At 71.2% G+C, this 18085-nt stretch carries 18 protein-coding genes; 11 read left to right on the top strand and 7 right to left on the bottom strand.

The window, feature by feature from the left end; genetic code table 11:
- Positions 1–99: 99 nt before the first annotated feature.
- The gene (locus tag F0U47_RS12310; RefSeq protein ID WP_149750780.1) at positions 100–1191 is read right to left on the bottom strand and encodes an inositol-3-phosphate synthase; all 1092 of its coding nucleotides are present in this window, start codon (positions 1189–1191) and stop codon (positions 100–102) included.
- Between the two features lie 33 nt (positions 1192–1224).
- Complete coding sequence (locus tag F0U47_RS12305) at positions 1225–1815, bottom strand: PadR family transcriptional regulator (RefSeq protein ID WP_149750779.1); 591 nt, start codon at positions 1813–1815, stop codon at positions 1225–1227.
- Between the two features lie 212 nt (positions 1816–2027).
- On the opposite strand from F0U47_RS12305, the gene F0U47_RS12300 reads away from it, so the two are divergent.
- Both F0U47_RS12300 and F0U47_RS12295 read left to right on the top strand, forming a co-directional pair.
- Complete coding sequence (locus tag F0U47_RS12300; RefSeq protein ID WP_149750778.1) at positions 2028–4277, top strand: transglycosylase domain-containing protein; 2250 nt, start codon at positions 2028–2030, stop codon at positions 4275–4277.
- On the top strand, positions 4274–5704 hold the full coding sequence (locus F0U47_RS12295; RefSeq protein WP_149750777.1) for a glycosyltransferase family 87 protein: 1431 nt from the start codon (positions 4274–4276) through the stop codon (positions 5702–5704). Before F0U47_RS12300 ends, F0U47_RS12295 begins: the two co-directional genes overlap by 4 nt.
- On the opposite strand, the gene F0U47_RS12290 is transcribed toward F0U47_RS12295, so the two are convergent.
- The gene (locus tag F0U47_RS12290) at positions 5662–6741 is read right to left on the bottom strand and encodes an alanine racemase (RefSeq protein WP_149750776.1); all 1080 of its coding nucleotides are present in this window, start codon (positions 6739–6741) and stop codon (positions 5662–5664) included. The genes F0U47_RS12295 and F0U47_RS12290 overlap by 43 nt on opposite strands.
- A gap of 9 nt (positions 6742–6750) precedes the next feature.
- Positions 6751–7896, bottom strand: coding sequence for a lipid II:glycine glycyltransferase FemX (locus F0U47_RS12285; RefSeq protein WP_223162757.1), 1146 nt, complete (start codon positions 7894–7896; stop codon positions 6751–6753).
- Positions 7897–8020: 124 nt separating this feature from the next.
- On the opposite strand from F0U47_RS12285, the gene F0U47_RS12280 reads away from it, so the two are divergent.
- Genes F0U47_RS12280 through F0U47_RS12270 form a run of 3 tightly spaced genes read left to right on the top strand, consistent with a single transcriptional unit; the run spans position 8021 to position 10299 of the window.
- On the top strand, positions 8021–8590 hold the full coding sequence (locus F0U47_RS12280; RefSeq protein WP_223162756.1) for an ArsR/SmtB family transcription factor: 570 nt from the start codon (positions 8021–8023) through the stop codon (positions 8588–8590).
- Entirely contained in the window at positions 8587–9831 is a 1245-nt protein-coding gene (locus F0U47_RS12275; RefSeq protein WP_149750775.1) for an MFS transporter, read from the top strand. Before F0U47_RS12280 ends, F0U47_RS12275 begins: the two co-directional genes overlap by 4 nt.
- Before the next feature lie 48 nt (positions 9832–9879).
- Positions 9880–10299 carry a winged helix DNA-binding protein gene (locus F0U47_RS12270; protein ID WP_149750774.1) on the top strand — a complete coding sequence of 140 codons (420 nt, stop codon included), beginning with the start codon at positions 9880–9882 and terminating at the stop codon, positions 10297–10299.
- Positions 10300–10324: 25 nt separating this feature from the next.
- Here the strand turns inward: F0U47_RS12270 and F0U47_RS12265 are convergent, their stop codons facing one another.
- Positions 10325–11131 (bottom strand): deoxyribonuclease IV, encoded by an 807-nt coding sequence (locus F0U47_RS12265; protein WP_149750773.1) that lies wholly within the window; start codon positions 11129–11131, stop codon positions 10325–10327.
- A gap of 83 nt (positions 11132–11214) precedes the next feature.
- Between F0U47_RS12265 and F0U47_RS12260 the strand changes: the two genes are divergently transcribed.
- The 6 genes from F0U47_RS12260 (at position 11215) to F0U47_RS21185 (ending at position 15853) form a co-directional block, all read left to right on the top strand.
- Positions 11215–13206 carry an FHA domain-containing protein gene (locus tag F0U47_RS12260; RefSeq protein WP_149750772.1) on the top strand — a complete coding sequence of 664 codons (1992 nt, stop codon included), beginning with the start codon at positions 11215–11217 and terminating at the stop codon, positions 13204–13206.
- A gap of 133 nt (positions 13207–13339) precedes the next feature.
- Entirely contained in the window at positions 13340–13627 is a 288-nt protein-coding gene (gene rpsF, locus F0U47_RS12255) for a 30S ribosomal protein S6 (RefSeq protein ID WP_149750771.1), read from the top strand.
- Positions 13628–13745: 118 nt separating this feature from the next.
- Positions 13746–14297 carry a single-stranded DNA-binding protein gene (locus F0U47_RS12250; RefSeq protein ID WP_149750770.1) on the top strand — a complete coding sequence of 184 codons (552 nt, stop codon included), beginning with the start codon at positions 13746–13748 and terminating at the stop codon, positions 14295–14297.
- Between the two features lie 74 nt (positions 14298–14371).
- Complete coding sequence (gene rpsR / locus F0U47_RS12245) at positions 14372–14608, top strand: 30S ribosomal protein S18 (protein WP_149750769.1); 237 nt, start codon at positions 14372–14374, stop codon at positions 14606–14608.
- 24 nt (positions 14609–14632) lie between these two features.
- Positions 14633–15079: a 50S ribosomal protein L9 gene (rplI, locus tag F0U47_RS12240; RefSeq protein ID WP_149750768.1), complete on the top strand. Its 447-nt coding sequence runs from the start codon at positions 14633–14635 to the stop codon at positions 15077–15079.
- A 129-nt stretch (positions 15080–15208) separates the two neighbouring features.
- Entirely contained in the window at positions 15209–15853 is a 645-nt protein-coding gene (locus tag F0U47_RS21185) for a hypothetical protein (RefSeq protein ID WP_188111321.1), read from the top strand.
- Here the strand turns inward: F0U47_RS21185 and F0U47_RS12230 are convergent, their stop codons facing one another.
- Together F0U47_RS12230 and F0U47_RS12225 are read right to left on the bottom strand one after the other, a co-directional pair.
- A complete protein-coding gene (locus F0U47_RS12230) occupies positions 15854–16399 on the bottom strand; it encodes a hypothetical protein (protein ID WP_149750767.1) in 546 nt (181 codons plus the stop codon).
- The gene (locus F0U47_RS12225) at positions 16396–17754 is read right to left on the bottom strand and encodes an MATE family efflux transporter (protein WP_149750766.1); all 1359 of its coding nucleotides are present in this window, start codon (positions 17752–17754) and stop codon (positions 16396–16398) included. Before F0U47_RS12225 ends, F0U47_RS12230 begins: the two co-directional genes overlap by 4 nt.
- Positions 17755–18085: the final 331 nt, after the last annotated feature.

Here is an 18085-nt window from a genome sequence, read left to right as displayed (position 1 = left end):
TCAGTGCGACTCGCCTGGTTTCGACGCGCCCGTCGCGGCTTCGTCCCTCAGCCGCGGGGCTTGCTCAACCTGCGGGCGAGACGAGAGCGCGTTCGTTCCTCACGCGCTCTCTTCGCCCTTGATGAACTTCTCCAGCTCGGCGCGGCCGAGGCTGTCCTCCATCTGGACCGGCGGCGACTTCATGAGGTACGCCGAGGCGGGGAGGATCGGGCCGCCGATGCCCCGGTCCTTGGCGATCTTCGCGGCGCGGACGGCGTCGATGATGATGCCGGCGGAGTTGGGGGAGTCCCAGACCTCGAGCTTGTACTCCAGGTTGAGCGGGACGTCGCCGAACGCGCGGCCCTCGAGACGGACGTAGGCCCACTTGCGGTCGTCGAGCCAGGCGACGTAGTCGGAGGGGCCGATGTGGACGTTCTTGGAGTCGATCAGACCGGCCAGCGAGCCGTTGAGGTTCGAGGTGACCGCCTGGGTCTTCGACACCTTCTTGGACTCCAGGCGCTCGCGCTCGAGCATGTTCTTGAAGTCCATGTTGCCGCCGACGTTGAGCTGGTAGGTGCGGTCGAGGGCCACGCCGCGGTCCTCGAACAGCTTCGCCATCACGCGGTGGGTGATGGTCGCACCGACCTGGGACTTGATGTCGTCGCCGACGATCGGGACGCCCGCGTCCTCGAACTTCTTGGCCCACTCGGGGTCGGAGGCGATGAACACGGGGAGCGCGTTGACGAAGGCCACGCCCGCGTCGATCGCGCACTGGGCGTAGAACTTGTCGGCCTCCTCCGAGCCCACCGGGAGGTAGGACACGAGGACGTCGGCGTCGGTGTCCTTGAGGACCTGCACGACGTCGACCGGGTCGGCCGTCGACTCGTCGATGGTCTCCCGGTAGTACTTGCCGAGACCGTCGAGGGTCGGGCCGCGCTGGACCTCGACGCCGAGCGTCGGCACCTCGGTGATCTGGATCGTGTTGTTCTCCGACGCGTTGATCGCCTCGGAGAGGTCCTTGCCGACCTTCTTGTCGTCGACGTCGAACGCCGCGACGAACTTCACGTCACTGACGTGGTAGTCGCCGAACTTCACGTGCATGAGACCCGGGACGGTGCCGCTGGGGTCGGCGTCCCGGTAGTAGTGCACGCCCTGGATGAGCGACGTGGCGCAGTTGCCGACGCCCACGATCGCTACTCGAACCGAACCCATGGGTTTCCTTCCCTCTTGCCAACTGGCACTTGTTCACTCGTTGTCAGTTGCAGGCTGCGGGGTCGCACTCAAGCCGGTGCCCCGCTCTGCGTTGATGAGGTCCGACAGCCATCGCACCTCGCGCTCGACTGACTCGACACCGTGCCGTTGGAGCTCGGTGGCGTAGCGGTCGACTTCCTTCTGCGTCATTGCGAGCTCCCGCTGCACCCGGTCGAGGCGCTCCTGGAGCCGGGACCGCCGTCCCTCGAGCACGCGCAGCCGGATCTCCATGTCGGTGGAGCTGAAGAACCGGAAGCGGATGTCGAAGTTGTCGTCCTCCCACGCCGTGGGACCGACCTCCGACATCAGGCGGTGGAACTCGGCGGTGCCCTTCTCGGTCACCTGGTAGGTGATCCGCGTGCGCCGGGAGGTCGGGGACCCTGCCGAGCTCGGCGTCCCCGTCACCTCCTCGATCAGGTTGCCGCGGAGCATCTTCTTCAGTGCCGGGTAGAGCGACCCGTAGGAGAGCAACCGGCCCCAACCCAGCATCAGGTTGAGGCGCTTGCGGAGCTCGTAGCCGTGCATGGGTCCCTCGTGCAGCAGTCCGAGGACTGCGAGCTCGATGGTGTCCCCGCGCCGTGCCATGCAACCTATCGTAGCGATATATCCGTGGAATCTGAACAATCGATGGATCGCCGGTGCCGAGAAGGGGTATCACCGGCGCCGGATAGGGAGCCACGGGAACGGCCCGTACCCTGATGGGCGGCATGTCGGGTCGACACCGACCCGCCCCCCGGTGCATCGAGTGAGGCAGGAAGTTGGCGGACGGCAAGCGCAGGGCAGGCACGACCAAACGGGTGACCCCGCGTCCCAAGGGATCGTCCACCGAGGCGTCCAGCCCGTGGAAGCAGCGGCTGCTCACGATCACCAAGTGGGGGTCGATCACCGGCCTGGTGATGGTCCTGATCCTCGCCGGCCTGTTCTTCATCGCCTACCGGTCCATCGACATCCCCAGCGCGAACGCCGACTTCACCACCGAGACGACGCACGTCTACTACTCCGACGGCAAGAACGAGCTCGGGGCCTTCGCCATCCAGAAGCGTGACCCGATCGACCTCGAGGACATGCCCGAGACACTGAAGGACGCGGTCGTCGCGGCCGAGGACCAGTCGTTCTGGACCAACGAGGGCATCGACCCCAAGGGGATCCTCCGCGCGGCGTTCAGCAACGCGTCCGGCGGCGTCACCCAGGGCGCGTCCACGATCACCCAGCAGTACGTCAAGGTCCTCTACCTGACCCAGGAGCGCTCCTGGAAGCGCAAGGTCAAGGAGGCGATCCTCTCCCTCAAGGTCGAGAACCAGCTCACGAAGGACGACGTCCTCGAGGGCTACCTCAACACGATCTACTTCGGTCGCGGCGCCTACGGCGTGCAGGCCGCTGCGCAGGCCTACTTCGAGGTCGACGCCAAGGACCTCAACCTCAAGCAGAGCGCCGTCCTCGCAGCGCTCCTGAACGACCCCAACGACCTCGACCCGGCGAACGGCAAGGCGGCGAAGCAGGCGCTCAAGGGCCGCTACCAGTACGTCATCGGCGAGATGATCGAGATGGACGAGGTCGACAACGGCGAGGGCGAGCGCGCCTACAAGCGGCTGCCCGACTTCCCCCCGGTCGACACCGAGGACGCCTACGAGGGCCAGACCGGTCACGTGCTCCAGATGGTCAAGAAGGAACTGCTGCGTCTCGGCTTCACCGAGCAGGAGATCAACGGCGGCGGCCTCGAGGTGACCACGACCTTCACGGAGAAGGCGATGGACGCCGCGCTGGAGGGGATGAGGGAGGCGCGACCGCCCGGTTTCGGCTACCAGGCCCTCCATGCCGCCGTCGCCACCGTCGAGCCCGGCACCGGCGCGGTGCGCGGCATCTTCGCCGGCCAGGACTACCTCCTCTCCCAGCTCAACTGGGCGGTGTCCGGTGGCCAGGCGGGGTCGACGTTCAAGCCGTTCGCCCTCGCCGCCGGCATCAAGGACGGGTTCTCCCTCAAGGACACCTTCGACGGCAACTCGCCGTACTACACCGACGACGGCAACCCGTGGGAGAACCAGGGCAACTACTCCTACGGACCGGTGAGCCTGATCCAGGCCACGGAGGACTCGATCAACACGGCCTACATCGACCTGACCGTCTCGATGGACGGCGGCCCGGAGAAGATCATCGACACGGCAATCGACATGGGGATCCCGCCGGCCGAGCCGGCCAAGGAGCCGTGGGGCTTCCCGACGTCCTCGCCCGCCCTCGTCCCCCAGACCGGCGTGGCGCTGGGCTCCCAGACGGTGAGCCCGATCAACATGGCCAACGCCTACGCCACCATCGCCAACGGCGGCGTGGCCGCGGAGCCCTACATCATCGAGAAGGTCGTCGACCGCAACGGCGAGGAGCGCTACGACCACAAGGTCCAGGACCACCGCGCCCTCACCGAGGACATCGCCGCCGACGTGGGCTACGCGATGCAGCAGGTGGTGGCGAGCGGCTCGGGCGCGGAGGCCCTCTCGGGGTTCGCGTGGCCGGCGGCAGGCAAAACCGGCACCGCCACCAACGACGACGGGGACGTGACGTCCGCGTGGTTCTCGGGCTTCACCGCCCAGTACGCCACCGCGGTCATGTACGTCCGCGGTGACGGCACCGGACAGCTGAAGGACTGGCTGCCCTACTACTTCGGCGGCAAGTTCCCGGCGCAGACCTGGCGCGCGGTCATGGACCGGGTGATGGAGGGCGAGGAGCCGATCGAGTTCCCGCCGCCGGCGTACGTCGACGGTGAGGCGCCGGAGGAGGGCCACGAGCCCTACACCCCCCCGCCCCCGCCGCCGACCACGAACCAGACGAGGGAGCCCAACCGGCCGTCGCGGACCAACGAGCCGACGACGGAGCCGAGCACCGAGCCGACCACGCCGACGCAGCAGCCGACGACCCAGCCCACGCCCCCGCCGCCCACGACGCCGCCGACGACGCCCCCCACGAACGAGCCCACTCCGCCGTCGACACCGCCCGGCCAGCAGGGCACCCGGACCCCCCGCAACCGTCGATCCGGACGCCGCGCCGGACGTCGATGACCCACGTCCACCCGACCCGGGACGACCGGGTCGTCGCCGCCGTCAGCGAGTCCGTCGGCGGCCCGGTGGGGGAGCACGCCGGCCGCCACCCGTGGTGGACCCCGACCCGGGTGCTGCTGCTGCTGACCGCGATCGTCTTCGTGCTCGGCATGGTGCAGAAGGCGCCGTGCTCGCTGGCCGAGGGCAAGGACCAGCCGTGGGTCTACTCCCACATGTGCTACACCGACCTGCGCCCGCTCTACGTCCCGCGCGGACTGGCCGAGCGCGCGTGGCCCTACAGCGACGACGAGCAGACCCGGGACCGCTACGAGGTCATGGAGTACCCCGCCGGGATCGCCTACTGGGCCTACGGCACCGCCTGGCTGACCCAGCTCCTCAACGGCAACCCCGACGTGGACGCCCGCGGCGACCAGCCGGTCGACGACCTCCACGCCGACGAGGACGTCGCCGACGAGCTGACGATCTTCGTGCTCGTCAACGCGGTCGGGTTCGGGGCGCTGGCCCTGCTCTCGGTGTGGCTGATGAGCCGGGTCGATCCCGGTCGGCCGTGGGACGCGGCGGCGTTCGCCCTCTCACCCACGCTGCTCCTCACCGGGCTGATCAACTGGGACCTGATCGCGGTCGCCCTGGTGGCCGGCGCCCTCTACACCTGGTCCCGCGACCGGCCGGTCCTCACCGGGGTGCTCATCGGGCTCGGCACGGCGGTCAAGCTCTACCCGCTGTTCCTGCTCGGCGGGCTGCTCATCATCTGCCTGCGGCAGCGGCGGTACGTCGCCTTCGGGCTCGCCACCGTCTGGGCCGCGGTCACCTGGGCGGCAGTCAATGTGCCCGCGATCCTGGGCGGCGGCGCCGAGCAGTGGAAGGTGTTCTGGACGTTCAACGCCGATCGCGGCGCGGACCTCGGGTCGGTGTGGCTGATCATCGACCAGGTCCGGGAGCAGGGCGTCGCGGTCGACACGATCAACGACTGGTCCTGGATCTTCTTCGGCGCGTGGTGCGTGGGCGTGCTGGTGCTGGGCCTGCTGGCCGGGCGTCGTACCGGCCACGTGCCGCGGCTCGCGCAGATCGGCTTCCTGATCGTGGTCGGCTTCCTGCTGGTCAACAAGGTGTACTCGCCGCAGTACGTTCTGTGGCTGCTGCCGCTCGCGGTGCTCGCCCGGCCGCGCTGGCGCGACCAGATCATCTGGCAGGCCGGTGAGGTCTTCTACTTCTGCACCGTGTGGTGGTACCTCGGTGGCTACCTGCAGCCGGCCGGCGGTGGGGACGTCGGCTTCTACTGGGTCGGCATCGCCGTCCGGATCGCCTGCGAGCTCTACCTGGTCGCCGTCGTGGTCCGGGACATGCTGCTGCCGCAGCACGACCCGGCGGGCGAGCGGCCGGAGGGTCAGCCCTCGAGAACGACCCGGTCGAACGAGGTCGCGGTGTAGCGCACCCGCACCTGGATCCGGTCACCCACCTCCGGCACTCGCGCGCCGTGCGGGAGGAAGAGCATCGAGGCCTGCATGTGCGGCGGCTCGGCGAAGAGCCGCTGCTTGCCGTCGATGGAGTACGGCGACCGGACGAACCCCACTGCGTCCAGGCCCCCCCTCGCGAGGGTGGCGGCCCGGGCCTTGATCGAGCTCTCCCCGGTCGGTGCCTCGAGGCCGATGCCGTGCGCGGTGCCGCCGCTGACCACCAGCAGGTGGCCCGACTTCGGGGCCGTGCGGGTGCGGTAGCCGAAGATGTCACCGCGCTCGACCGGGTGCACGTCGAGGACGGTCGCCGTCACCTGGAGGGCGCCGCGGTCGCCGAGCCAGAGCTGGGTGCCGATGCGGGGGCGGATGGTGAAGTCGCCGTACTGCTGGCGGAGCGTGGCGAGCTCGCCGTCGGTGAGGTGGCTGACCCACACGGTCTCGATCCCGCAGTCGGCGGCTACGGCGTCGGTGAGCAGGCGCGCGACCTCGCCGAGGTGGCTGCCCTGCGCGAGCGGCAGGTGCAGCGCGATTCCCTCGAGCCGGGCGTCGGGGTGGCGGCGGAGGACCTCGCCGGCCTCCCACAGCTCGCGGCTGGACATGCCGTGGCGCTTCATGCTGGTGGTGCGCTCGAGCAGGACCCGGGCAGTCGGGGCGTCGGTGAGCAGCTGCTCGAGGTCGACGAGGCGGCTGACGGTGTGGATCACCCGCTTCCGTACAGACGCGTCGAACGGCACGGTCTCGGATTCGATGAACGGGCGCCACGGCGTGAGCACGAGGATGTCGCCGGCCCAGCGGCTCGCGACCTCGCCGATCTCGTCGTAGGTCCCCACCGCGAGCGTGGTCACGTCATGGCCGCGGTCGCGCAGCCACTGCGCCTTGCGGGCCAGCCGGCCGAGGGTGAACCCGTAGCCGTTGCCCTTGGCGACGGGGACGATGCCGGGGTGGGTGTCGGCGAAGGACTCGAGGTGGGCGCGCCACCGCGGGCCGTCGACGGTGAGGGTGAGGCTCATCGGTGACCTCTATCGACGCGCCAGGTACATCTGGAACGCCCGGTACAGGACCCGGTTGATCGGCAGGTCCCACTCGCCGGCGTACTCGACGGCCTCGCCGCCCGTGCCGACCTTGAACTGGATCAGCCCGACGTGCGGGTCGTCGGCGTCGAGGGTCTCGGTGATGCCGCGCAGGTCGTAGACGGTCGCGCCGGCGGCGAGCGCGTCGCGGATCATCGCCCACTGCACGGCGTTGGAGCCGCGGACGTCGCGCTTCTCGGTCGAGGAGGCGCCGTAGGAGTACCAGGAGTGCTCGCCGACCCGCACCGAGATGGTCGACGCGACCAGGTCGCCCTGGTGGCGGGCCAGCCACACCTTGAGCCGGTCCGGCTCGTCGGCGTTGAGGGCGTCGTACATCACCTCGAAGTAGCTGAGCGGGCGCGGCGTGAAGCCGTCGCGCTCGGCCGTGTGGACGTAGAGGTCGTGGAACGCCTTGAGGTCGTCGACCGTGCCGACGCTGACCTCGACGCCGGCCTTGTCCGCCTTCTTGATGTTGCGGCGCCACAGCTGGTTCATCCCCTTGAGCAGGGACTCCTCGGTCGCCGGGGTGGTCGAGCCTGTCGAGACCCCGTCCGCCTGGACCAGCGGGACCTGGTAGACGAACTGCGGCTGCCCGGCGGCGAACCCGCTGTCGGGGGCCTGGTGTCGCCAGCCGAGCTCGTGGAGCTGCGCGACGACGCGGGCGCCCGCGGCGGAGCGGTCGAGCGGGGGCACCTGGCCGAGCCGGGAGACGCCGGCGTCGGCGATGCCCTCCTTGATCTGCGCCGCGGACCAGCGGCGGGTGACGACCGGGGGCCCGATGCGTACGGCGAACGCCCCCTCGCCCTTGAGGTGGCGGACCAGCGGGTCGAGCCAGTCGCCCAGCCGGTCGGTCGACCAGTCGATCACCGGTCCCTCGGGGAGGTAGGCGAGGTAGCGGTTGAGCTTGGGGAGCTTGCGGTAGAGCACGAGCGCCGCACCCACCGGCCGACCGGACCCGTCGACCCAGGCGAGGTGCTCGGATCGCCACTCGCTCTTCACCTTCGCCCAGCCGGGTGTCTGCAGGAAGCTGGCGGAGGGGAGGGTGGCGAGGTAGTCGCGGTGCTCTTCGGGCGAGATCACGCGCATGCTCGGCATGGGGTCAGGCTATCGGCCGTCGTCCGGCGCCCTCAGTCGCGTGCTGCGGGACCGCTCCCCGTGAACCTCCCAAAACACCAAAGCAATCTTTGCAAACATCTCTTTGTGGTTCTAGGATCGCCCGGTGGAGCTCACCTCGATCACCCCCACGCCGACGATGCTGCGGGCGCTGGCGCACCCCGTGCGGCTGCGCATGCTCGGCCTGCTGCGCGCCGACGGGCCCGCGACCGCGACCACGTTGGCGACCCGGCTCGGGCTCAACACGGGCGCGACGTCGTACCACCTGCGCCAGCTGGCGCAGCACGGGTTCGTCGTCGAGGACAGCGAGCGCGGCAACGGCCGCGACCGGTGGTGGAGGGCCGCCCATCGGTCCACCCGAACCGACGAGCCCGGGCCCGGTGAGGCCGAGGCGCAGGAGAACCTCGATGCCTACCTGCAGGCGGTGGCAACGATCCACACCGAGCAGCTCCAGCGTGCCGTCGAGGAGCGACCGCTGCTGCCGCCCGAGTGGCGGGAGGCCGAGACGTTCAGCGACTGGATGGTGCGGCTGACGCCGAAGCGGGCGAGGGCGCTGGTCGACGCGCTGGCGGCCGTGGTCGAGGACGTCGAGGAGGACGACGCCGAGGAGGCAGCTGACTTCACCGTCCAGATCAGCGCCTTCCCCCAGCCCGGGCGGCTCGGGGGCGAGTCGTGAGCGTCCGGCGGCCGCTCTACGGCTGGCTGGTCGCCGACGCCATCTCCCTGGTCGGCACCCGGGTCTCGATGATCGCGATCCCGTGGTTCGTCCTCACCACGACCGGCAGCCCCACCCGGACCGGGCTGGTGGCGCTCGCCGAGATGCTGCCGATGGTCCTGCTCAAGGTGCTCGGCGGACCGCTGATCGACCGCCTCGGGGCCCGTCGCGTCGCCATCGCCTGCGACGTCGCGAGCGTCGTCGCGGTCGGTGCGATCCCGCTCCTGCACGAGGCGGACCTGCTCTCGTTCCCCGCCCTGCTCGCGATCGTGGCCGCCGCCGGCGCGCTCCGGGGACCGGGCGACGCCGCCAAGCACGCACTGGTGCCGGCGCTCGCCGCGACCGCGGGGGTGCCGATGGAGCGCGCGACCGGCCTGTCCAGCACCGTCGAACGGACCGCGACCCTGCTCGGCGCGGCGGCCGCGGCGGCACTGGTCTCGGTCGTCGGCGCGGCGAACGCCCTGCTGGTGGACGCCGCCAGCTTCGGCCTCTCGGCGCTCGTGCTCGCCTGGGCGACGGTCGCCCTGCGACCCGACCCGGCGGCGGAGGAGGAGAGGGACACGGCGCCGTACCTCGTCCGGCTGCGGGAGGGCTGGGACTTCCTGCGCCGCGACCCGGTGCTGCTCGGGATCGCGGTGATGGTCGCGCTCACGAACCTGCTCGACGTCGCGTGGGCGACCGTGCTGATGCCGGTCTGGGCGAAGGAGTACGACGTCGGCGCGGCCGGGCTCGGCACCGTCTTCGCGATCTTCGCCGGCGCCTCCGCCCTCGGCTCGGTGTGCGCTGCGGCGTGGGCGGTGCGGCTGCCGCGGTACTGGGTCTACCTGGTGGCGTTCCTGCTGGCCGGCGCGCCCCGCTTCGCGGTCTTCTCGTACGACTCTCCGCTGTGGCTGGTCGGAGCCGTGGTGGTGGTCGGCGGGTTCGCCTCGGGGTTCCTCAACCCCGTGCTGGGCGCGGTGATCTTCGAGCGGATCCCCGACCGGCTGGTCGGCCGGGTGTCCTCCTTGACGACGGCCATGTGCTTCGCGCTGATGCCCTTCGGCGGCCTCCTCGGCGGTGCGCTCGTCTCCTGGCACGGCCTCAGCGTGGCGATGCTGGCGATCGGGTCGGCGTACCTCGTGGTGACCATGCTGCCCGCGGTGGACCCGCGCTGGCGCGACATGGACCGTCGGCCCGACCGGGAGCCGGTCCCCGTCGAGTAGGCCCGTGCGGCGCGGGTACCTCGCCCAGACGACCGCAAGGAGGTAACGATGACCGCACCGCGCCCGCTCGGCTACTGGGTGAGGACCGTCGCCCAGCTCATCGAGGAGCAATTCCAGGTGGCGGCGGAGGAGAGCGACCTGACCCGACGGGAGTGGCAGCTCCTCAACCGGCTCCGGATCGGCGCGGTCGCCGAGGACTCGCTCCGCGACGCGATGGCACCCTTCCTCGACGGCGACGAGAGCCTGGACGACCCGCTGCGCCGGCTGACCGACGACGGGCTGGTCGTGCACCAGGAGCCGGAGTACCGGCTCACGGACCGCGGCGTCGAGCGCGTGGACGAGGTGCAGGAGATCGCCGCGCAGCGGGTCCGCGACCAGGCGACCGACGGCGTCTCGGAGGACGACTACCAGCGGCTGATCACCACGCTGGAGCGGATCGCGCTCAACCTGGGCTGGCAGACGGAGTAGCAGGAGCAGGCGGCGTCCCCCGCCGTCAGACCCGCTCGCGCAGCCAGGCGAAGTCGGCGACGTGCGCCTCGGCCGGGCCGGGCGTCTCGACGATCACCGGCGCGCCGGCGTCGCGGACGACCGCGGCCAGGAGATCGGGATCGATCCGGCCGGCCCCGAAGTTGGCGTGGCGGTCGGCCCCCGAGTCGAACTCGTCGCGGCTGTCGTTGCAGTGGACCAGGTCGATCCGGCCGGTGATCGCGCGCACGTCGTCGACGATGGTCTCGAGCGGGTTGCCGCCGGCGTGGGCGTGGCAGGTGTCGAGGCAGAAGCCGACCATTTCCGCGCCCTCGGTGCCGTCGATGGCGGCCCAGACGCCGGCGATCCGCTCGAGGTAGCGGGTCATCGCGTTGGTCCCGCCGGCGGTGTTCTCGATCAGGAGCGGGATCTTGAGGTTGGTCGCCTCGATCGCCTTGCGCCAGTTGTCGAAGCCCTTGGCCGGGTCGTCGGCGTCCTGCACGTGGCCACCGTGGACGATGAGGCCCTTGGCGCCGATCTCGGCCGCGGCGTCCATGTGCTGCTGGAGCAGCTTGCGGCTCGGGATCCGCTGGCGGTTGTTGGTGGTGGCGACGTTGATCAGGTAGGGCGCATGGACGTAGAGGTCGACGCCTGCGGCCTCGGCGTCCGTCCGCAGCTGCTCGGCGCCGCCGTCGTAGGCCAGGACCGGCCCCTTGTAGGACTGCGGGTTGCCCAGGAAGAACTGGACGAGCGGCGCGCTGCGCGCCTGAGCCTCCGCGATCGGGTCGGTCTGGTCGACATGGGCGCCGATCCTGAGGGTGCCGGTCTCGCTCATGGGTCCACCCTAGGAGCGCCCACCGACGGGTATTCGCGCGGACCCGCCCCGCGGGCGCGCTGCTGGCCCTACGATCCCGGGCCATGACGCCCTTGCAGATCGAGGCCGGCGGCCGGTCCTTCACGTTCGACGGCACCCGCCCGGTCACGATCGGTCGCGAGCCCGGCTCGGACGTCATCCTGACCGGCGACACGGTCTCACGCCGTCACGCCGAGATCCGCCCGGACGGCACGGGATGGACCCTCGTCGACGTCGGCAGCTCGTCGGGCACCTTCAGCGGCGGCACCCGGGTCACCGAGCTCCGGCTGTCGGGGCAGGGCACGGTCCGCATCGGGGGCGCCGCGGGCGAGGAGCTGCGGTTCACCGTGGTCGGCGCGCGTCCCGCGACATCGGCGGCGGACGTCGTGCTCCCCCCTCCGGGGCTCCAGCAGACGGTCGTGCCCGGCGGTGCCCTGCCCGGGTCCTTCGTCCCCGGTCCCGCGCTGCTGGTGCGCACCGGGGGCAGCAGCCGGCGATTCGTGCCGGGCACGACGGTGCGGATCGGTCGCGACCCGGCCAACGAGGTCGTCGTCGACGACTCCTCGGTCTCCCGCCTGCACGCCGTCGTCGAGAGCCGGCCCGACGGCTGGTGGTACGTCGACCGCTCGTCCGCGGGCACGTTCGACGGCGAGGACCGGGTGTCGTCCCGGAAGCTCACCGGGCCCCTCACGCTGATGCTCGGCCACCCGACCGCCGGCGTCGAGGTCGAGGTCGTCCCGGTCGTCGCCGCGCGCGAGGCGCAGAAGGCGCTCGCCGGCAGGAAGCGCAAGCGCACGGCGCTGCTGGTCGGCGGGATCGCCGCGGCGGTCCTGCTCGTCGGCGGCGGTATCACCGCGGCCGCGCTGCTCGCCGGTGACGACGACGAGGGCGGGGGCGGCGGCGACCCGACGACCGCCGTCGCCGGGCTGACCGAGTCCGAGCTCGACCGGGCGAAGTCGGCCACCGTTTTCCTGGTCGCGGTCAGCAACGGTGAGCCGACCCACACCGGGTCCGGCGCGATCATCAGCGACGACGGCCTGATCCTCACCAACGCCCACGTCGCCGACCCCGGCGCGCCCGGCTTCGAGCCGCAGGACGTCAGCCCCGACTACCTGGTCGTGGGCATCGTCCCGGCCGACGACCCCGACGCGCCGGTCGAGCTGCGCTACCGCGCGGCGCCGGTGGCGACCGACGGGCCGCTCGACCTCTCGGTCCTGCGGATCGACGGCGACCTGGACGGCAACCCCGTCGAGGGGGACCTCGACCTGCCGGAGCCGCTGCCGATCGGCGACAGCGAGGAGGTCCGGACCGGCGACGAGCTGGTCGCGCTCGGCTACCCCGGCCTCGCCTCGGTCGACCTCGAGGACCCCTTCGCCCGCTCGGTCACCGTGACCGAGGGCGTGGCCTCGACCATCAAGGCAGTTCCGCCGTTCGGCGAGGACGCGTGGATCGAGAGCGACCTGCGCCTCGGCTCCGGCAACTCCGGCGGGCCGACCATCAACGACGACGGCGAGATCATCGGCGTCAACACCGAGGTGCGCACGCGGGAGACGCAGGGCGAGGGCGGCGAGGGCGGCGTGTTCACCAGTGGCTCGGCCCTCATGCGGCCCACCGAGTGGGCGGAGCCGGTGGTCGCGGCGGCGGAGTCGGGTGCGACGTACTCCTCGGAGTGGGTCGACGACGTCGGGGCCGACACGCCGCCCGACATGGGCGCGGACGCCGGGCTCGCCGCCGGCGGCTGGTCGCTCGACGGCGCGGCGACGTGCAGCGCGACGACCTCGACCGCCGACCCGCAGATCCTGGCCGGAGCAGAGATCCCCGGGACGGTCTACGCCGAGTTCGCGGCCGTCGGTGTCCCCGACGGCACGCCGCTCGAGCTCCAGTTCTTCACGGTGAACGGCTCCACCCAGCTGGGGTCCACGCCCGGGGTGTGGGAGTACGGCCCCGACGAGACCTGCGTGGCGTTCCCCGTCGACATCGCCGAGCCGATCGAGGGCATCGCCGCGGTGCTGGTCATCGGCGACCTCCAGGTCGTCAACCCGGTCCGGTTCCAGTGAGCGAGGATTCGTCGCGCGACGTACGTCGTTGTTAACCTGTCCCGTCGCGCTCCCATAGGGGGAGTCGCGAGTGCAGAGCCCTCCTGCCACGGAGAGTCCGTGGCCGCCTAGTCCAGAGGAGGTGGAGACCGCTTTGCGTGCATACGAAGTCATGGTCATCCTCGACCCCAGCCTCGACGAGCGCACGGTCGAGCCGTCGCTCGACAAGTACCTCAACGTCGTCCGCAAGGACGGTGGCTCGGTCGACAACGTCGACATCTGGGGCCGTCGCCGCCTGGCGTACGAGATCAACAAGAACGCCGAGGGCATCTACGCCGTCATCAACCTGACGGCTACGCCCGCGACGGTCGCCGAGTTCGACCGCCAGCTCGGCCTCAACGAGGCCATCCTGCGCACGAAGGTCCTGCGTCCGACGGTGTGAACCACGACGCGGCGCTCGGACCACTGTGGAAGAGGCCTACCCATTGTCGGTTGGTCGCGACACGATGAGCGCCGACGTACGTCGTACTCACTGAACACGAACGCTAGGGAGACCTGAAATGGCAGGCGAGACCGTCATCACCGTCGTCGGCAACCTCGTCGACGACCCGGAGCTGCGCTTCACCCCGTCGGGTGCGGCCGTGGCGAACTTCCGGATCGCGTCGACGCCGCGCACGTTCGACAAGCAGTCCAACGAGTGGAAGGACGGGGACGCGCTGTTCCTGTCCTGCTCGGTGTGGCGGCAGGCCGCCGAGAACGTCGCGGAGTCCCTCACCAAGGGCATGCGGGTCGTCGTCCAGGGCCGGCTGAAGTCGCGGCAGTACGAGACGCGCGAGGGTGAGAAGCGCACCGTGTTCGAGATCGAGGTCGAGGAAGTCGGCCCGTCGCTGAAGTACGCCACGGCCAAGGTCACCCGGGCCACCCGGTCCGGTGGTGGCGGCGGCTACGGCAGCCAGGGCGGCGGTGGCGGCGGCTACGCCGGCGGCGGCGCCCCTGCTGCCGACCCGTGGGCCTCGTCGGCTCCGGCCGGCGGCGGCAACCAGGGCGGCGGCGCGCCGGCCGGTGACCCGTGGGGTGCCCCGGGCGTCGGCAGCGACGAACCGCCCTTCTGATCCATCCCATCATCAACCCACCATTCCGCCCCCTTCGACTGACGGGGTCGGGCTTCTTTAGGAGGAGCACCACAATGGCCAAGGCAGTCATCCGCAAGCCGAAGAAGAAGGTTTGCCAGTTCTGCAAGGAGAAGGCGACCGGTGTCGACTACAAGGACACCGCGTTGCTCCGGAAGTTCATCTCCGACCGCGGCAAGATCCGCGCTCGTCGGGTGACCGGCAACTGCGTCCAGCACCAGCGCGACGTGGCCATCGCCGTCAAGAACGCCCGCGAGGTCGCCCTGCTGCCCTACACGGCCTCGGGCCGCTGAGCAGCCGGAAGGAGAGACGCTGACATGAAGATCATCCTGACCCAGGAGGTCGAGGGCCTCGGTGCCGCCGGCGACGTGGTGGAGGTCAAGGACGGCTACGGCCGCAACTACCTCCTCCCGCGGGGCGTCGCGATCCGCTGGACCCGCGGTGCGCAGAGCCAGGCCGACGCGATCAAGACGGCCCGGTCCGCCCGCGCCGTCCGCGACGAGGCGCACGCCGCCGAGATCAAGGCCAAGCTCGAGAAGAGCCCGGTCGACGTCAAGGTCAAGGCCGGCCAGGGCGGTCGCCTCTTCGGCGCCGTCACCGTCGGCGACGTGGCCGACGCGCTCGGTGAGGTCACCGGCGAGCAGATCGACAAGCGGACCATCGTCCTCGGCAACCCGATCAAGACCCTCGGTTCCCACCAGGTCTCGATCAAGCTGCACGACGACGTGTCCGCGGCGGTCGCGCTCAACGTGATCCCCGCCTGACGGCCCCGATACGGGCCATCGACTGACCGAACGGCCGGTCCCCTCGGGGGCCGGCCGTTCGTCATTTTGTGCTGCTGACCGCCGAGCGGTTCCCCGCGCCGTAGGGCTGTCGCCACCTAGGGTGGCTCCATGCGCTCGTTGCGGAGGCTCGCGCCGGTCCTCGTCCTGCTCACCGCCCCCGGGCTCGCTGCCTGCGGCGGCGACGACGACAACCCCGAGGACGCGCCTCCCACGTCGTCCTCGCCGGACTCCCCGGAGGTGCCGACCGAGACGTCGAGCGAGACGACCAGCGAGACGACGAGCGAGACGACGGGCACCGGAACGGCCGGTGCGCTCCCGGCCCCGTGCGACGTGCTGACGCCGGAGGACGTCGAGGCGGCGTTCGGTGTCCCGGTCGGAGACCCGTCGTTCGGCGGCGGGGGGACCACCGAGCAGGACCTCGCCTGGCAGAGCGAGAACTGCAGCTACGAGGCCGAGGACCTGGTCGAGGTGCAGCTGGCGCTGACCGGTCCGGACGACTTCACCGAGGGTGAGTTCACCTGCCCGGAGCCGAGCGCGATCGCGTCGACCGTCGAGCCGGTCGCCGGCGTCGGCCAGTCCGCCTGGTGGGAGCGCGACGAGGCCCCTCCGCTCGAGGCGACGCTCCGGGTGTGCACGGAGGGCTACAACTTCGACATCGACCTGGACTACGAGGACGGGGTCGACTTCGAGGGAGACCCGAAGGAGCAGTCGATCGCCCTCGCGGAGACGGTGCTGGAGAAGCTGGGCAGCTAGCTACTCGGAAGGAGCCGGCTCCGGCGCGCCCGCCCACACCCGGCTGCCGTAGACCGCGCAGAGCACCAGCAGCAGGAGCTGGCTGACCTGGGCCGCGGCCTCCGCCGCCGGGCCGAAATCGCTCCAGCCCGCGCCGAACACCAGCACCGGGGCGATCATCACCAGGATCATGAGGACGCCGGTCCAGGAGAACCACGCGCCTGCTCGCCGGTCCGCCGCCGACACGGCCGCCCGGCTCAGCTCGGCGCACAACAGGGCGAAGAACCCGAACCGCGGCAGGTTGGCCGCCCAGCCCAGCGCCGGCTCGGCGTCCTCCAGCCACGCCGCGGCCGCCGGCCAGAAGAGGACCGAGTCGACGACCAGCGCGACCACAGCCGTGAGCGCAAGCGGTCGCGCCCAGCGGACCGGTCTGGCCCGCCCGAGGCCGTAGAGCCCGAGCAGGACGAAGACCCAGCCGAGCGGGTTCGGGTAGATGTCCCACTCCAGGTCCGTCGGCCTGAGGACGACCAGCAGGATGCCGAGCGCGAAGAAGTAGAGCGGCTTCACCGGGCCGCTCCGGTCACCAGCCAGCGGTCGCCGGCGGCGCGGCGGGTGAGGGTGACGAACCGGCCGCCCATGAAGACCAGGCCGAAGACGGCCCACAGCCAGGGCAGGCCCCCGCCGACCCAGTCGTCGGTCACCACTGCAGCACCCAGCACGAGCGGAGCGTAGCCGCCCAGCACGGCGACCCCGGCCCAGGCCAGGTAGGTGCCGTCGCCGGCCCCGATGAGGACGCCGTCGAGGACGAACACCACGCCCGCGACCGGCTGCGCCAGGGCCGCGACGAGGAGGACCGGCACGAGCGCACGTCGTACGTCGTCGTCGGTGGTGAACAGCACGCCCAGCACCGGGCTGGCTGCGGCCAGCAGGAGGCCGGTGACGACGCCGCTGACGACGCCCCAGCCCACCATCCGGCGGGTGACCGTGCGCGCCGCGCCGACGTCGCCCGCGCCGAGGTGCCGTCCTGTGATCGCCTGCGCGGCGATCGCGATGGCGTCGAGGACGAAGGCGAGGAAGCCCCACAGCGTCATCGCCAGCTGGTGGGTGGCGATCGGCACCGCCTCGTCGGTGGTGGCGCCGGCGGTCAGCACGACGGCGTACGTCGTGACCAGCAGGGAGGCGCGGAGGGTGAGGGTGCGCACCAGGAGGGGTACGCCGGCGCGCGCTGCCGTGCGGATCCCCGGTGCGTCGGGGCGGAGCGAGGCACCCTCCCGGCGCGCCGCCCGCACCACGACGTAGACGAGCGCTGCCGCCGAGCCCACCTGGGCCAGGACCGATCCGAGCGCCGAGCCGGCGATGCCGAGGTGGGGGAGCGGGCCGATGCCGTAGACGAGGAGCACGTTGAGGACGAGGTTCGCGGCGTTGCCCGCGATCGCGACGACCAGCGGTGTACGGGTGTCCTGCAGCCCGCGCAGCACGCCCGTGGCGGCGAGCATGAGGAGCAGCGGCGTGACACCGAGCAGGGCGACCCGGAGGTAGGTCTCGGCCTCGTGCGCCACCGCGGCGCCGGGTCCGAGCGCGGCGACCAGCGGACCGGTCAGCACGATCCCCGCGACGGTCGTCGGCACGCCGATCACGACGGCGAGCCAGAGCCCGTCGACGCCCTGCGCGAGCGCGGCCCCGCGGCGGCCCGCGCCGAGCTGCCGCGCCACACCCGCCGTGGTGCCGTAGGCCAGGAAGACGCACAGGCCGACGAGGGTCTGCAGCACCGTGGCCGCGATGCCGAGGCCGGCGAGCTCGCGGGTGCCGAGGTGGCCCACGACCGCGGCGTCGCCGAGGAGGAAGAGGGGCTCCGCGACGAGCGCCAGGAACGCGGGTACGGCGAGCCGGGCGATCTCTCTGTCGTCAGCGGTCAGCCGCATCGACCGGCGCTCCCCGGCTGTGGATATCCCTGCCAATTACCAGATCCGGTCATGGCGCGCTGAGAAACCGAAGATGTCGCGCAGGTGAACGAGATCAGTGGCGAAATATTTTCGCTCCACACCTGTGGAACCGCATCGTCGCAGGTCAGCGGGGGGTCAGGGCTGGATCGCGGCGTCAATTCCACAATCTCCTCCCCAGGCCGTGCACACGGTCCCTGCGTGTCGTCCACCCTCCACCCGTGGTTATCCCCAGGCACGACGGGCGCCTGGGGATAGGCCGCTGTCCAGAGCCCCTCCACGGTGCGTAGTTTGGCGGATCGAGTCTCTCGTA

This window comes from Nocardioides antri (assembly GCF_008373765.1).
GTDB classification, from domain to species: domain Bacteria; phylum Actinomycetota; class Actinomycetes; order Propionibacteriales; family Nocardioidaceae; genus Nocardioides; species Nocardioides antri.
This window is presented reverse-complemented; position numbering and strand designations above follow the sequence as displayed.

Excerpts from the sequence above, each read along its gene's own strand:
- F0U47_RS12310 (WP_149750780.1), bottom strand. The coding sequence starts at position 1,191 with ATGGGTTCGGTTCGAGTAGCGATCGTGGGCGTCGGCAACTGCGCCACG.
- F0U47_RS12305 (WP_149750779.1), bottom strand. The coding sequence starts at position 1,815 with ATGGCACGGCGCGGGGACACCATCGAGCTCGCAGTCCTCGGACTGCTG.
- F0U47_RS12295 (WP_149750777.1), top strand. The coding sequence starts at position 4,274 with ATGACCCACGTCCACCCGACCCGGGACGACCGGGTCGTCGCCGCCGTC.
- F0U47_RS12290 (WP_149750776.1), bottom strand. The coding sequence starts at position 6,741 with ATGAGCCTCACCCTCACCGTCGACGGCCCGCGGTGGCGCGCCCACCTC.
- F0U47_RS12285 (WP_223162757.1), bottom strand. The coding sequence starts at position 7,896 with ATGCCGAGCATGCGCGTGATCTCGCCCGAAGAGCACCGCGACTACCTC.
- F0U47_RS12270 (WP_149750774.1), top strand. The coding sequence starts at position 9,880 with ATGACCGCACCGCGCCCGCTCGGCTACTGGGTGAGGACCGTCGCCCAG.
- F0U47_RS12265 (WP_149750773.1), bottom strand. The coding sequence starts at position 11,131 with ATGAGCGAGACCGGCACCCTCAGGATCGGCGCCCATGTCGACCAGACC.
- F0U47_RS12260 (WP_149750772.1), top strand. The coding sequence starts at position 11,215 with ATGACGCCCTTGCAGATCGAGGCCGGCGGCCGGTCCTTCACGTTCGAC.
- F0U47_RS12250 (WP_149750770.1), top strand. The coding sequence starts at position 13,746 with ATGGCAGGCGAGACCGTCATCACCGTCGTCGGCAACCTCGTCGACGAC.
- rpsR (WP_149750769.1), top strand. The coding sequence starts at position 14,372 with ATGGCCAAGGCAGTCATCCGCAAGCCGAAGAAGAAGGTTTGCCAGTTC.
- rplI (WP_149750768.1), top strand. The coding sequence starts at position 14,633 with ATGAAGATCATCCTGACCCAGGAGGTCGAGGGCCTCGGTGCCGCCGGC.
- F0U47_RS21185 (WP_188111321.1), top strand. The coding sequence starts at position 15,209 with ATGCGCTCGTTGCGGAGGCTCGCGCCGGTCCTCGTCCTGCTCACCGCC.
- F0U47_RS12225 (WP_149750766.1), bottom strand. The coding sequence starts at position 17,754 with ATGCGGCTGACCGCTGACGACAGAGAGATCGCCCGGCTCGCCGTACCC.